General features: G+C 46.0%; 9 protein-coding genes and 1 pseudogene. 7 read left to right on the forward strand and 3 right to left on the reverse strand.

Annotation, left to right across the window (positions count from 1 at the left end):
• Positions 1-30: 30 nt before the first annotated feature.
• On the reverse strand, positions 31-1566 hold the full coding sequence (locus AB8S08_RS09575; protein WP_369744195.1) for a S10 family peptidase: 1536 nt from the start codon (positions 1564-1566) through the stop codon (positions 31-33).
• A gap of 276 nt (positions 1567-1842) precedes the next feature.
• Between AB8S08_RS09575 and AB8S08_RS09580 the strand changes: the two genes are divergently transcribed.
• From AB8S08_RS09580 to AB8S08_RS09610, 7 genes and pseudogenes are all read left to right on the forward strand, one after another.
• Positions 1843-4758 carry a diguanylate cyclase gene (locus tag AB8S08_RS09580; RefSeq protein WP_369742596.1) on the forward strand — a complete coding sequence of 972 codons (2916 nt, stop codon included), beginning with the start codon at positions 1843-1845 and terminating at the stop codon, positions 4756-4758.
• Between the two features lie 61 nt (positions 4759-4819).
• Positions 4820-6700: a GNAT family N-acetyltransferase gene (locus tag AB8S08_RS09585; RefSeq protein ID WP_110076132.1), complete on the forward strand. Its 1881-nt coding sequence runs from the start codon at positions 4820-4822 to the stop codon at positions 6698-6700.
• A 1-nt stretch (position 6701) separates the two neighbouring features.
• A complete protein-coding gene (locus AB8S08_RS09590) occupies positions 6702-7625 on the forward strand; it encodes a histone deacetylase family protein (protein ID WP_110076131.1) in 924 nt (307 codons plus the stop codon).
• A gap of 205 nt (positions 7626-7830) precedes the next feature.
• Positions 7831-9393: a DUF262 domain-containing protein gene (locus AB8S08_RS09595; protein ID WP_369742597.1), complete on the forward strand. Its 1563-nt coding sequence runs from the start codon at positions 7831-7833 to the stop codon at positions 9391-9393.
• A complete protein-coding gene (locus tag AB8S08_RS09600; protein ID WP_369742598.1) occupies positions 9386-11377 on the forward strand; it encodes a DUF262 domain-containing protein in 1992 nt (663 codons plus the stop codon). Before AB8S08_RS09595 ends, AB8S08_RS09600 begins: the two co-directional genes overlap by 8 nt.
• Entirely contained in the window at positions 11370-11675 is a 306-nt protein-coding gene (locus AB8S08_RS09605) for a hypothetical protein (protein WP_369742599.1), read from the forward strand. The genes AB8S08_RS09600 and AB8S08_RS09605 overlap by 8 nt, the downstream gene beginning before the upstream one ends.
• A gap of 12 nt (positions 11676-11687) precedes the next feature.
• Positions 11688-11807: pseudogene (locus AB8S08_RS09610) on the forward strand (hypothetical protein); the annotation flags it as partial.
• Here AB8S08_RS09610 and AB8S08_RS09615 read toward each other — a convergent pair.
• Together AB8S08_RS09615 and gcvP are read right to left on the reverse strand one after the other, a co-directional pair.
• Positions 11804-13009 carry an IS256 family transposase gene (locus AB8S08_RS09615; RefSeq protein WP_369742600.1) on the reverse strand — a complete coding sequence of 402 codons (1206 nt, stop codon included), beginning with the start codon at positions 13007-13009 and terminating at the stop codon, positions 11804-11806. The pseudogene AB8S08_RS09610 and the gene AB8S08_RS09615 sit on opposite strands and share 4 nt — an antisense overlap.
• 298 nt (positions 13010-13307) lie before the next feature.
• Entirely contained in the window at positions 13308-16193 is a 2886-nt protein-coding gene (gene gcvP, locus AB8S08_RS09620; protein WP_369742601.1) for an aminomethyl-transferring glycine dehydrogenase, read from the reverse strand.
• Positions 16194-16256 lie beyond the last annotated feature (63 nt).

The following is a 16256-nucleotide window of genomic DNA, read 5'->3' on the forward strand; positions in this document are numbered from 1 at the left end:
CACTCCTTGTGGATTACCCAAAGTAAAGGATTAATATTTAGCAGCCTGCCCTGCAGCGGGCACAGTTTGCAGAATAAACTCACGTAAATCTTGGTTCGATAAACGCAAATCTTCTGCCCGTAAATACATCATATGGCCACTACGATAGCCTTTAAAACCGATACGGTCTTTCATTTTACCGCTAGGATCAATGTGCCACATATTGTATTTGGCATCAAAGTAATTGGTGGCACCATCATAATAGCCAGACTGAATTAAGACATTCAAGTAAGGGTTTTGTGCCATTGCTTGACGTAAATTTTCACCGGTATTGTTATTCGAGCGGTCCCACGGATGCACCGGCCCAAACATATTGTATTTAACGTCGGTTTTATAATTGAGCTCTTCACGCAGGTAATAATTAATAGCCGGGGTAAACGAATGCAGCCACGAAGTAAGCTCGGCATTGTAGTCTGGGCTATCACCTACATCTTTTTTATCAATACCTAAATAGCGTGAGTCTAAGCGACCGACGGTTTGACCGCGCTCGCGTAGTAACTCTTTCCAGAAAAAGTTAGTGCTAATATCCAAATTGCTTCGCAGTACCGTTTGCGTGTCTAAACCAGCGAAACGCGCCACTTGTTCAGCAACTTGTTGCTTTTCAGCAGCCGATAACATGGCTCCTTTAGCTAGCGCAGGCAAATAAGTATCAAGCGTGTACTGCTCTACTTGTGGCAGCAACTCTAACAAATCTAATTGCTGTAGATCTGCATCTAAAGCTTTATGATACCAAGCGGCAGCAGCAAAATAAGGGAGTCTGTTAGCAGCTTTAACCGGACCATTACGCTCAATTCCGATATCCGTTGGAGACACCAAAATCACTCCGTTTAAATACATCCACTGACGGTTTTGCAACTCTAACGCCAAACCTGATACACGTGTGGTACCGTAGCTTTCACCAATTAAGTATTTAGGTGAACGCCAGCGTTCATGCCGCGTCACAAAAGTATTAATCCAATCGGCTAGATATTTTACGTCGCTGTTCACGCCAAAAAACATCCGCTGCTGCTCATCTCGTGACGGCATGCTGCCATCAGCCTTTGGCAACACCCGTGAATAACCGGTATTCACTGGATTCACGAATACAATATCAGCCACGTCTAATACTGAATGAGGGTTATCTTTTACGCCATACGGCATGATAGGAAAACCTTCATCATCTACTCGCAGCGCTTTGGGCCCTGTGTAAGCAATATGCATCCATACAGATGCAGAACCAGGGCCTCCATTGAAGGAGATCAGCAACGGCCGTTGCTCACGATTTTTCACATCTTGGCGTTCGTAGTAGGTAAAAAATAACGCAGCAGTAGCCTCTCCAGCCTCATTAAACACCGGCTGGGTACCTGTGGTTGCCGTGTATTTAAAGCGTTCGCCATTGATTTGCGCACGATGCTCAGTAACCACCACTTGGTCTGCCGCAATTTTCGCCTGCACGCTGCTTTCTGTTGCTGTAACCGCTACTGCAGCGGTTGGCAGCAGCGCAGCTGAACTTACCGCCAGCGCCGAGGCCAATAGGAGATGTTTCATCGGATTCATAGGTAGTCCTTGATTTTGATTGTATTAGACTTACCCCCATTAAAAGCAATCTATGACCAAACTACAACCACCCTGCGACCAAGTTTATCTTTTCGGCGATAATATCGATTTGGTCATGGCACCGAGTATGTTAGTTGTGCTATAAAAGCTAGTAGCATTTAACGAGCTAAAAGCCTAACAACTATGCTAATACGCTTAAAGCCAGTCGCCGCAATCCCAACGAAAGGTCAACATAGATCTTGTACTACTAGCGTCATGCGTATGGTCATGTTGCTGTGCAGCTTATGCTTTTCTGCATGGGTTCCTATTAGCGCCGCAACCGAAACTGTCACAGCTACAGCACCGAGCACGCCAGCACTCAGTTCCTATTTTCAAGAGTTGTGGACCAGTCGTGATGGCCTCCCCCACAACACCATCAATGCCATCACGCAAACACCTGACGGTTACCTCTGGTTAGCTACTTGGGAAGGTTTGGTGCGCTTTAACGGTGCTGAATTTAAAGTTTACGATCTCTACAGCGACATAGGTTTAGCTGACGCAGGGGTACAGAACGTCACTGTAACCGATGCGGGTGAGCTTGTGGTGGTAGGTGCCCGCGGTACCTTCGTAATGCGCAAACAAGATGCACAAGGCCGTTATTACTGGCAAAGCTATGAAGTGCCCTCCACCCTCATCAACAAAGCTGTGGCTAATCCTGACGACACCATTTGGCTAGCCACCGAAGAATTTGGCTTGCTGAAGCAGCAAGTCAATGGCCAAGTCGAACCCTATTTAGAGACTCGTGGCTCACGAGCCATGCACGCTTACGATATATTGCGCAAAGACCAAACTCAGCTGTTTGTCGCGTCTGATCGCGGACTCATTAGTGTCACCAAAGCCAAAGTCATCTATTTGAATCAACAACACGGCTTACCCGAATCCAGTATGTTTGCGGTAACTCAGTACCAAGGCAAAGTAGTGGTAGCCGGCGAACAAGGCGTTTTTATTGGCGACGGTAACACCTTTGCGCCGCTGCACCCTCAGCTACTCAATAAAAATGTGATTCGGCTTTATACCGACAGTAGTGCAAACCTCTGGCTTGGCACCATCAATGATGGCCTGTACCGCCTAAGTGCCCGAGGCCTAGAACATCTCAGCACTGACAATGGCTTACCCAACGCACGCGTGATCAGTATTTATGAAGACCATGAACGCAGCATCTGGGTTGGCACCAATGGTGGCATGGTGAGGCTGCGTGATACCCCGTTCGATACCTTCACGCAAGCCAATGGCATCGCTGATAATTTTGTTCGCACGCTGATCCAGCATAGTGATGGCAGTATTTGGGTGGGCTCGGCTGGTGGGCTCAATCGCTTTAAACAGGGCCAATGGCAAAGCTTTAACGACGATTTTACTCACCACTCTATTCTCAGTTTGTATGAGCATCCTGAATACGGCGTGTTTATTGGCTCTTATACTCATGGTTTAGGCTTATGGCGCGATGGCAAAATACAACAAGTCTGGACTCGTGACGACGGGCTACTGGCCAATGAAATCCGGGCTATCACTGGTACTCACGATGGCTACGTATGGATTGCGACGCCCAATGGCCTCAACCGCTATCACCCTGCTACAGGCATTGAAGCTGCGCCCCAAGCTGACCAAGCCCGCTTTAGTGTTAGCTTGTACCAAGACCAGCAGCAGCGGCTTTGGCTAGGCACTGCTCGCGGTCTTTTCGTACTAAGCGACGATCGCTTCGAAAAAGTAGATTTAAGCGCCTTTAATCAAGCCGAATATGTGTTTGATATTTTTCCTTATCAAGATCACCTTTGGTTTGCCACCGACCGCGGTTTGATTATCTATGATCCAGCCAGCCAGACTGGACAGGTGGTTGGGCGTAAGCATGGCCTAAGCGTAGAAAAAATCTTCCAAGTGACCGTAGACCCCTATGACAATGTCTGGATGAGCTCGAATCGCGGCATCATGCGCACCTCGTTAAGTTCGATTCGAGCACTAACAGCAACTGACCAAGCACCGCAACCTCTTGTGCTTGATACGTTTAGAGAAGCAGACGGTTTAGTCAGTAGCCAAGCGAACGGCGGCTCTAATCCAGCCTTATTGCTTGATGACGAAGGCCATGTTTGGGTACCCACAGCTTATGGCGTCGCAGTGATCGACCCTGCCCAACTGGGACGTTTTCATGAGTATGCTCCCCCTTCAGCCATTGAAGAGGTCGTCATTAATGGCAATTCACTCAGCGACACCGTCAGCCAAGCTGAGTTCGATGGCAATCGCATTAGCATCCATTATGCCGGCTTGGGTTTTAGCATGAACAACCAAATTCGCTATCGCACCCAATTGATTGGTTACGAACAACAACCACGTCATACTCAAGCAACTTTCGCCGAATTCACCAACTTACCACCGGGCACCTATGAATTTGTGGTCACCGCTTATTACGGTAATTCAGACCTACAGGGAACAGCCGCGACCTTCGACTTTAGTGTGCCGCCTAAACTTTATCAGCGCGCCAGCTTCTGGCTAGCCTTAGCTGTGCTGTTAGCACTTAGTCTTTGGCTGTTTGTTCGCATGCGCATTAGGGTGCTACAAAATCGTGCCCGACAATTAGAGCAACAGGTCGCTGAAAAAACTCAAGCACTGCAACAGCAAGCCCAGCGTTTTGCTCACTTAGCACAATACGATGAGCTCACCGAGCTACCTAATCGACGCAGCTTTAATCGCGATTTTGAAGCGGCCGTAGCAACCGCCCAACAGCATCATTTACCCTTGAGTTTAGCTGTGATTGATATCGATCACTTTAAAACCATCAATGACACCTACTCGCACGCTGTTGGCGATCAAATCTTACGCTGGATTGCCAAATTAATGCAGCAAGAACTGCGCTCTGGCGACAAAATTGCGCGTTGGGGTGGCGAAGAGTTCACCCTGTTAATGACACAAACCGAAGCTGCAGCAGCCTTAGATATTGCCGAGCGACTACGGCAAAGTATTGCTGCCGCCACGCCACCGGCTGATCTTATTGACCGCTCTATCACCATCAGTATTGGCTTAGCCACTTACAGCCCAGAACAAGCAGAACTCAGTAGCGCCAGCAGTTTGTTAATTCAAGCTGACCAAGCCCTTTATCAAGCCAAAGCAGCAGGCCGCAATTGCGTTAAAACCTATCAACCGCCAGCACATTAGACTAAAAGCGCATAGCCTTGTGTGAGTTACTTTGCCAGCATAGCTGCAGAAGGAGTCGCAGATGGACACTATCGATACCAACGTTACCCCGCCACTCAATCGACAGCTGTTGGTTGATGGTAAACCCGTGAAATGGAACCAGTTGCTCAAATCAGGCGACCGCATTTTTATTGGTACCCATGCTGCCGTGCCACATGCTTTGATGCACCACCTCGCCGACCAAAGCCAACATCTGCATGATATCGAAATCGTACAGATTTACGCACTCGGCGATAACCATTGGGTGAATCCTGAGTTCTCGCAAACCTTTAAGGTCAATACCCTGTTCATCGGCGGTGAAAAAGTTCGTCAAGCAGTAGCCGAAGGCCGTGCCGACTATACGCCAGCCTTTATGTCGGATATCCCGTCGCTCTTTAGTGATGATATTTTACCGCTCGATGCCGCCTTAATTATGGTCAGCCCACCGGATCAGTACGGCTATCATAGCCTTGGGGTATCCGTAGACATTGTTTCTTCCGCTCTAAAATCAGCCAAAAAAGTGATTGCCCAAGTGAACCCCAAAATGCCCGTCACTTTTGGCCAAGCTTTTATTCACAAAGGGCAAATTGATGCCTTTTTTGAGGCCGAGCAAGATTTACCTGAAATCAAAGCGCCCGCTTTAGATGCTGTAACCGAGAGGATTGGCCAGTACGTATCCTTACTGGTAGAAGATGGCGCCACCTTACAAATTGGCTTTGGCAAAATCTGCGATGCCGTTTTACGGTATCTGGTGAATCACAAAGACCTTGGCGTGCATAGCGAGCTTATTACTGACGGTATTATGGAGTTGATGCTAAGTGGCGTGATCAACAATCGCAAGAAAACCTATCACCAACATAAAGCCGTGACTAGTTTCTGCATTGGTAGTAAACAACTGTACGATTTTGTGAATAACAACCCACATATCGGATTCTATCCATCTGAGTACGTGAACTCGCCCGCCAATATTGCCCGCAACGATAAAATGGTGGCCATCAATAGCGCCATCGAGGTGGACCTAACCGGGCAAGTGGTTTCAGACTCAATTGGCCATCATTTTTATAGCGGCATTGGCGGACATGTTGATTTTACCCGCGGCGCTACCATGAGTGCCGGCGGTAAACCCATCATTGCCCTGCCCTCAACCGCTAAGAACGGCACCGTGTCGCGCATTGTACCGCATATTTCGCAAGGTGCCGGCGTGGCCACCTCACGTGCTCATGTACACTATGTGGTCACCGAATTTGGCGTAGCCTCACTGCGCGGTAAGAGTATTCGCGAACGCGCCCTAGAACTCATCCGCGTGGCGCATCCGAAGTTCCGCCAACAACTATTAGAAGACATTCGTAAACACTACTGGGTGCCTCATTACCAGGTGCTGCACTCGGTAGAAGTACCTGAATTAGGTGCCGTAGGCTTTAAAGAAATTGCCATTAATGGCGAGTTTTTTGATTTACGACCACTCAACCCCAGTGATGAACGCCGCTTACAAGAGTTCTTTTATTCGCATACCAAAGAAACCTTACAGATGCGCTACAACACGGTGCCCACGCAAATGAGCCGAGAAAAATCTTGTACCTTGGTGAGCGTCGATCAATCTCGCGATTTAGCTCTTTGTATCGTCAGACAAAAAGGCTCAATGGCACAAATTCAGGCGGTTGGCAGATACTATTTACTGCACGATGAAAAAAGCTGCGAAGTGGCCTTTGTAACCCGTGAGAATCAACACGGTAAAGGTATGGCTAGCAGATTATTAAGTGAAATGAAGTACATAGCCAAACAACGCGGGCTCGAGCGCATGTTAGCTTACGTACGAGCCGAAAATGGCAAAATGTTAGCCGTGTTTGAAAAAGCAGGGTTTGTGCGCAAGCCCTCCGAAGAACCGGGTGAAGTCTATTTACAACTAGATTTAGGTAGTGCTTAGTATGTCGATCACGGTTTTTAGCCACAATTATTGCAGTCTGCATCGGGTTTCTGAAGTGCATCCAGAAGAGCCAGCCAGAATTGCCGCCATTAACGATCAGATTATTCGGTCGGGGATGGAATTTGCGCTCACTCAAAAAGACGCCAAACCAGCCACCAAGGAAGACCTCTATCGCGTGCATTCAGCCAATTACATTAATGACGTATTTGAGCGCGCTCCAACCGAGCCCGGTGAACACATTTGGTTAGATCCCGACACCATGATGACAGCCGGTACCTTACGCGCTGCCCTGTACGCAGCCGGTAGCGGCATTTGTGCTGTAGACGAGGTGATGACCGCCGACAATAGACGCACCTTTTGTGCCATTCGCCCCCCAGGCCATCATGCCAGTTGGGACGCCGCAATGGGCTTTTGTATTTTCAACAACATCGCTGTTGCCGCCGCATACGCCATGCAGCAATACGGCTTAGAACGCGTGGCTATTGTGGATTTTGATGTGCACCACGGCAATGGTACCGAAGACATCTTTTTGAATGACGAGCGCGTGCTATTTTGCAGCTCTTTTCAACATCCGCTCTTCCCCAACACCGGTACCCAAACCATCAGCCACGAAGTGATCAACATTCCACTACCAGCGGGCTGTGATGGCCCCACATGGCAGGCGGCCGTGCGTGATCGCTGGTTACCAGCCATAGATGCTTTCGCCCCCCAACTGATCTTAGTTTCAGCGGGATTTGATGGGCACTTAGAAGACGACATGGCACAATTTAAGCTCACGGAAATCGATTACCACTGGATGGCCGCCGAGCTTAAAAAACTCGCCGAACAGCATTGTGAGGGCCGCATCGTGGCCATGCTTGAAGGTGGTTATGAACACAGCTCGCTTGGCCGCAGCGTGGTCGCTTTTTTGAAGGGAATGCAGTGAAGACAACGTGACGCCGATACGGGCTGCTTGTTGATCTAAGGATTCAATAATCCACCACGGAAAGTGACATTTTAAAAAATACGACTTTATTGGCCACAAAAAAAGCGAAAACCCGCCAAATCAAACAAGGCATGATGCAAGAGCTACTTACAGGCCGCACTCGTTTACCGTTTGATAAAGAAGCACAACAAGGGAACTAATAGTTATGACGGAAAGGATTTCACAAGACGTTTCAGTTGCACTTAAAAGCTTTAATGAGCTGGCAAGTGCAGCTTGCCCACTGGCGTTAGATACCTATCAGCGTGCCTATGTTTGGGGTGAAGACAAAATACATCAACTATTAACTGATTTAACGGACTTTGCACAGCAGACGGTAAACCAGCCATTAAGTAACAAAAAACATCAGCAAGAAGCTTACTACATGGGCACCTTGCTAATGCATGCCAAAACACAAGGTAACGATAACTACTTATGTGTAATTGATGGTCAGCAAAGGTTGACCTCCTTGGCGATATTGTATTGGCTACTTAAAAATGAAGTGCCTGCCCACATTCAATTTGAATTTCGCTCTTCGCGTTCTCTAGTCAATATTCAACAGGCTAAAGGTGCCATGAGTAAGTGGTTAACAAAGCACAATGTTGATAGACAAGCTTTATTCGCCATTTTTGCACAACTGCGATTTACGGTTATTTCAGTGACCAAAGAAGATTTAGCGTTCACCTTTTTTGATACACAAAACAATCGTGGCGTTCCCTTGGGCAGTACTGATTTACTTAAAGCCTATCATTTAAGGGCCATCAATAGTGATGATGGTAAACTAGACGAACAGTTACAAAGTCACTGTGCTACTCGTTGGGAAGCAGTGCAATTACATGGCAAAGGAAAAAGCACAAGCCAAAAGCATGATTTTGCGCCAGAGCTATTTCATTACTATTTATGGCGATCACGCAATTGGACAGGGAACCAAGTTGTCGAACTTGAAAGTAAAGACGAAATGCTCAGCCATTTTGGGGAACAAACTAAAAGCACACCTAATGGTGAGGTTGCCCTATATCCCGCAGGACAAAACCAATGGGGCAAAACACTTCGTTTAACTGCCAACAATGATTTTTATTTAACGCCATCACCACAACAGTTTGGTGCGCAAGCATCGAGTTTGCCTTTTGCGCTACGCCAGCCTGTGAGCAAAGGGGCTGGATTCTTCCTGTATGCGGAAAAGTACGCGGCTATGCTCAACATGCTGTTTTACAAACCGAGCTTAACTCCTGAAATTAACGCGATGCAGGTGTTTTATAATGAGGTTGTGTTATCACTTTCTCATTACCTACAAAGTTTATTTCGCTTATGTGTGTTGGTGTATTTCGACAGGTTAGGCAGCCAAGGATTATTGCGTTTTGTTTTGTGGCTTGATCATCGCCTTGGTGCTATTCGGTTATCACAAGCTGACATCAGGCGGGAAACCCCGCTTAAATTTTTGCGAGATGCCAAGCGTAATCTACTGGATGTTATCGCTTATGCGTATGAAAGTGACGATGTGATTCAATTTTTGTCACAAAATGATGTCGGTAAAATCTATCTATTAAATGATGGTTGGGAAAAAGAAATAAAAAATAATCGTTTAGTACAAGAGCGTTACGCTTCACGGGTTGCTAGTTATTATGGCTTGCAGCAACTGACAACAAAAACGCCTGAATTTATTGACGCCTATGTAAAGAAGCAGCTTGCAGAGTTAAACACAGCGAAAAATAAGGAAGCAATTGATGGCTGAGTTTAAATCAGACTTAATCACACTAGAGCAAGTTATTGAAAATAGATACTTCTTTAACATTCCTATTTATCAGCGGTTATATGTTTGGGGCAAAGAGCAAATTCATACCCTACTTGATGATATTGTCAGTGCTCATAATGAAAAAAAAAACGAGTTCTATTTGGGCGGAACACTTGCCATTGAACGACCAAACCTTGAACTGAAAGATAGCCAAACGTTTGATTTAATAGATGGTCAGCAACGCTTCACTACATTGTGGTTGATTAGCGTGGTATTAAAGAATGCCCTTTTAAACTATACGCAAGGCGATACCGAACTCGGAAAAAGGCCACGAATCAGTTTTGCAATACGCCCACAAGTGACTCAATTTTTCGAAAAGATATGCAGAGAAGAGCAAGCCAGTTTGCCTGAAGCTGCCCAGTTAGAAGACGCATTAAAAGAAATTCACGCCTATTTTGATAATTACACTGCTCAAACCGAATTAGTATTGGATAAGTCAACCCTCGCAGATTTTATTCTAACCAAGGTGCAGCTCATACTGACACAAGTGCCTGAGCATACCGATTTAAATAAGTTGTTTGAGGTAATTAACAATCGTGGCGTGCAGTTACAGCATCATGAGATTCTAAAAGCAAAGCTATTAGAAAAAATTGAAAGCCATGAGCGACAAGCCTATTCATTGCTGTGGGATGCTTGTTCAAATATGAACGATTATGTTGAGCGAAACTTAAAAGCAACCACTAAAGTAGACACTGTTTCGCTTTACGAGCAAAAAACTTCAAATGGCGATGTGGAAAAAGAAAAATTAGCCTGTGCCTCTTCGGTGCTGATGGTACTACAAGAAGCTCAACTAAAATTAAGTGAGGCCAAATTAACGCTAAAAGAAATACTTAACGCTGTCGATGATTTTGAGCATGACGTAAATCCTATTACTGAAGAAAGCGATTCAGGCTTGCCTGACCGAGTCAGCAGTATTATTAGCTTTTCTATGTTGTTACAACATGTGCTAAGAATTTATCTTCAAGGTAAAAATTTAGATGATATCAATAAGGTTTCTGATAAAGATTTACTACAAATTTTTACCCAGCATTGGCTGACTTTAAAACCTAGCCAGCAAGATATTAAAGATTTTTTCCAGCTACTTTGGGAAATTCGTTATCAATTTGATAAGCATGTTATTAAGTGGGTACTAGTCGAAGAAGAGAAACAACATGCGATCAGACGTATTCGCGTAAATATTCAAAGCAGAAATAATGCTAAATATTTACAGCGAGAATCAACAGATGCAGCGCCAGATTTTGCGCTACTACAAAGTATGCTTTATCACTCCCAACAAATGACGACACAGTATTGGTTAACACCATTGCTTAAGTTTTTGCATCAGGGTAATTCAGATAACGCTCTATTGTACTTACAACATCTTGATAACCATCTGCTGTGTAGCGAAGCAAAAGAGTCATTAATTGAGCGTACTCATAAGTTTGTTAAAGAACTATGGCACAAAGAAACTCTTTTGGATGCAACTGTTAGCTTAGACCGAGAGTACGATAACGGCACGCAATACCCTCACTATTGGTTTTATAAGCTGGAATATGTGTTGTATTTAAAACTCAAAGAGCAGCGCAGCCCTCTCGTTGACGACTTTAGAATGACCTCGAAAAATTCGGTTGAGCACGTAACACCACAAAACCCAAGAATTAAAAAAGATGCGATACCTGATGAATTGCTACATAGATTTGGCAACCTTGCGTTAGTAACAGGTAGTATAAATTCCGAGATGACCGATGATGGTTTTTCGATTAAAAAAGCCAAGTTTATTGAAAGACATCACGGTAAAGGTGTTTCGCTAAAACTGGAAGATGTGTATTCGAATACCCAGTGGAAAGAAGAGGAAATAAAGCGTCATCATAAAAAAATGATTGATGCGTTTAATCTTTACCTAAAAAATGTAACGGAAAAAACAACGGAGCTGTTAAATGAGTAATGTCGGTCAATTAGAACGTAAAACCCAAAACCGCGTGGTTAAGTTTTTTAAAGATCAACTTGATTACGATTACCTAGGCAATTGGGAATACCGTGAATGTAACAGCAATATTGAAAAAGACCTGCTCACCAAATGGCTTAAAGGTCGTGGAATTTCTGATGCTCTGATTACCCGAACATTACGCCAACTTGATACTGCCGCAGCCCTCGGTGAGGGAAAAAAGTTATTCGATGCAAACAAAGATGTTTATCGCCTACTCCGTTATGGCGTAAAAGAAAAAGAAGGCGCTGGTGAGTAGAACCAAACCGTTTGGCTAATTGACTGGAAAAACCCAGAAGCTAACGGCTTTGCCATTGCAGAAGAAGTCACAGTAAAAGGTGAATTGAGAGACTGTAAAAGATTTTGTGTAAATGGCTGGTTTCACTGTTAAATCCGATCCTGATATATAATCTCGAACTGTGCCATAGCTGGCTTCCAGTTGCGTATGGGCATAGTCCACTTTTTTGAAGCCTGATGCAAGGCCAAGTACAGCACCTTCATGACGGCTTCGTCGTTAGGGAACGACCAGCGAGTTTTGGTGATTTTGCGCAGTGACGCATTCAGCGACTCAATGGCATTGGTGGTATAAATGGCCTTGCGTATCTCAACTGGGTAGTCGAAGAACACACTTAAGCGCTCCCAGTTTGCCCGCCATGAGCGGCTGATGGTGGGATGCTCAGAGTCCCATGTCGAGGCGAAATTTTCTAGTGCCTGCTCGGCTTCAGCGCGAGTAGCCGCGCCATAAATGAGTTTTAAATCAGCGGCAATAGTCTTGCGCTGTTTCCAGTTTACGTACCGCAGAGAGTGGCGAATTTGGTGCACAATGCACAGTTGCACTTGAGTCTTCGGGTAAACCGCCTCAATGGCTTCTGGGAAGCCTTTAAGGCCATCGCAGCAGGCAATGAAGATATCGTCTACACCACGGTTTTTCAGCTCGTTCATTACCGATAGCCAGAATTTAGCGCCTTCAGTTTGAGCCATCCACAGCCCGAGCAGCTCTTTTTTACCGTCAGTGTTGATGCCAAGCGCTAGGTACACTGACTTATTCTGTACAACACCAGAATCACGGCTGCGAACGACTAGACAATCAAGGTAAACAACTGGGTACAGCTTTGCCAACGGACGATACTGCCAGGCCTTGACCTCGTCCATGACGGCGTTGGTCACCTGAGAAATGAACGTCGGCGAGACTTCAACACCATAGGCTTCTTCAAGGTATGCTTGAATGTCACGAGTAGTCATGCCACGCGCATACAATGCTATGATGCGCTCATCAAATCCATTCAGCTGGCGTTCGCCTTTGCGAACTAACTTGGGCTCAAAACTACCGTTACGGTCACGAGGAATATCTAGTTCGACATCGCCATTGATGCTACGAACAGTTTTCTTGGTTTTACCATTACGAGAGTTGCCGCTGTTGTTGCCGGCTGAGTCATTTGGTGCGTAGCCTAAATGAGCTTCCATTTCAGCCTCTAGCACCCGCTCTGCCACCTTCTTGGTAAGCTGTTTGAGTAGTCCGGCTTCGCCTAAGATGTCTTCTGGGGAATCACAGCCGTCAAGCAGCTGGTCGATGAGTTTGTCTGATATTGGCATTCTGATATCCTTCTTCGATATTGTTAAGAATGCCATTTACACAGATATTTTTACACTCTCTATATGCAGTAATTGATTTAGATATTTTTAGGTTTATTAATAAGTTATCGATATTAATATAAATAATTTGCTAAAAGTTTTTTTTCATTTTTTTTGAAAAATTAAATTAGCCTTCGAATTTGAAGCAAAAAAAGCGGACCATAAAGATCCGCTTTTCAATTTTGTTCTTAATCTGAATTAACCAACTTAATTAAAACGTTAACCCACTTAATTACATGATCACACCCATCAACACCAATTACCGATAGCTATCCACCGCCGGGCAGCTACACATCAAGTTGCGGTCGCCGTATACGTCATCGATACGGTTCACGCTTGGCCAGAACTTGTTTACCTTCACCGCGCTTACAGGGTAAGCGGCTTGTTCGCGACTGTATGGACGGTCCCAGTTCGCGTCAACGATGTCGGCTAGCGTATGAGGTGCGTTATGCAACGGGTTGTTATCTGCTGGCCACTCACCATTTTCTACACGCTTGGCTTCTTCACGAATGCTAATCATGGCTTCAATAAAGCGGTCTAGCTCTGCCTTAGATTCAGATTCCGTTGGCTCAACCATTAAGGTTCCGGCTACTGGGAAGCTCATGGTTGGGCTGTGGAAGCCGTAGTCTTGCAAGCGTTTTGCTACGTCCATTTCGGTAATGCCACAGCTATCTTTGAGTGGGCGCAAATCAATGATGCACTCGTGGGCAACACGGTCGTTGCGGCCTTTGTACAAGATGGGGTAGTGCTTGCTCAACTGCTTAGCCATGTAGTTGGCATTTAAGATGGCTACTTCGGTGGCTTCGCGCAGGCCACGCGAGCCCATCATCACAATGTACATCCACGAGATAGGTAGAATGCTGGCGCTACCATAAGGCGCAGCAGATACGGCACCGTTATCGGCTGCGGTATCGTCAATTTTAATCACGCTGTGGTTAGGCAAGAAAGGTGCTAAGTGCTGTTTAACACCAATCGGGCCCATACCAGGACCACCACCACCGTGTGGAATACAGAAGGTTTTGTGCAGGTTCAGGTGCGATACGTCGGCACCGATGTAGCCTGGTGAGGTAACCCCTACTTGGGCGTTCATGTTGGCACCGTCTAGGTACACTTGACCACCGTGAGCGTGCACGATTTCACAAATATCTTTGATACCTTCTTCATACACACCATGGGTAGATGGGTAGGTGATCATGATGCAAGACAGGTTATCACCGGCTTCAGCTGCTTTAGCTTTCAGGTCGTTAATATCTACGTTACCGTTCTTGTCGCAATCTACCACCACCACTTGCATGCTCATCATCTGTGCTGAGGCTGGGTTAGTACCATGCGCTGAGCTAGGGATTAAGCAAATGTTACGGTGCACGTCGCCACGGCTGTGGTGATATTTTTGAATCGCTAACAAGCCGGCGTATTCGCCTTGTGCGCCAGAGTTAGGCTGCATTGACATCACATCATAACCGGTAATGTCCACTAACCAGCCTGATAAGGTACTTAGTAATTCAGCGTAACCTTGTGCTTGCTCTACTGGGCAGAACGGGTGCAGCTGACCAAACTCTGGCCAAGTGACTGGAATCATCTCTGCGGTGGCGTTCAGCTTCATGGTGCACGAGCCTAACGAGATCATGCTGTGGTTTAATGACAAATCTTTGTTTTCTAACTGCTTGATATAACGCAGCATTTCAGTTTCAGAATGATAACTGTTAAATACTGGGTGAGTTAAAATCTCACTTTCACGGCGCAGTGCAGCTGGGATAGACTCGACTTCACCAGCAGCAACTCGTGAGTCTAACACCTCGATTTCTAGGCCGTGGTCGGCACCAAAGAGCACCATAAACAGCACATCAACATCGTGACGTGATTTAGCTTCATCAAGGCTAACCCCAAACTGGCCGTTGCCATCAATACGCAGGTTTACTTGGGCTTGCTCAGCACGTGCCATCACGCCACTGACGTCGCCTTCTAGTTTGAAGGTTAAGGTATCAAACCAGTGGCTATTGACCAGTTTCACGCCTTTTTCTTGTAAGCCAAGAGCCACAATATCGGTTAACCGGTTAATGCGTGCAGCAATAGTTTTCAAGCCTTGCGGGCCATGGTATACGGCATAAAACGAAGCCATGTTGGCTAACAATACCTGTGCAGTACAGATGTTTGAGTTGGCTTTTTCGCGGCGAATATGCTGCTCGCGCGTTTGCATCGCCATACGTAATGCTTGGTTATCGCGGCTGTCTTTTGAGACGCCAATAATACGACCTGGCAACGACCGTTTGTATTTGTCACGGGTTGCAAAAAATGCGGCGTGTGGGCCACCGTAACCCATAGGTACACCAAAGCGCTGGGCTGAGCCTAACACCATGTCTGCACCCATCTCACCAGGTGATTTCAGCAACACTAAGCTCATGATGTCGGCGGCAACTGCAACCACACCTTTGTTGGCTTGAATGTCAGCAATTAGTTTTTCGATGTTATGAATTTCGCCGTTGCGATCAGGGTACTGTAACAAAGCACCAAACACATCGTGGTTATCGGCTTCACGAGCTGGCCCAACAATCACATCAAAGCCAAACATTTCTGCTCGTGTTTTGACGACATCGATGGTTTGCGGGTAGACGTTATCCGCTACGTAGAATGCATTTGATTTGCTTTTGCTGACACGCTTAGCCATCGCCATAGCTTCTGCAGCTGCAGTCGCTTCATCTAACAAAGACGCACTAGCTAGTTCTAGGCCCGTTAAATCGATGGTCATTTGTTGGAAGTTAAGAATAGCTTCTAAGCGGCCTTGCGCGATTTCTGGCTGATACGGAGTATAAGCGGTATACCAACCTGGATTTTCTAGCACGTTACGCAAAATCACGTTCGGAACTAGAGTATCGTAATAACCCATACCGATAAATGACTTAAAGACCTTGTTTTTGCTGGCGATGGCTTTCAATTTGGCCAACGCATCGCGTTCTGTCATGGGCTCACCAATCGACAAAAACGGCTCGCGTCGAATCGCACCAGGTACTGTGTCTGTGGTTAATTCAGCCAATGAGCTCACCCCTAACTCAGCCAACATAACCTGAGTTTCATCAGCGCTAGGGCCAATGTGGCGGGCAATAAATTCACCATGATTTTCTAACTGCTTCAGCGTGGTCGTAGTCATTTACTTCAAATCCCCTAGTTACGGGTTTAATTACGGGTTAATTACGCGATTACAGGTAAATTG

Origin of the sequence: Pseudidiomarina sp. PP-1MA (assembly GCF_041200125.1) — a bacterium.
GTDB lineage: Bacteria > Pseudomonadota > Gammaproteobacteria > Enterobacterales > Alteromonadaceae > Pseudidiomarina > Pseudidiomarina fusca.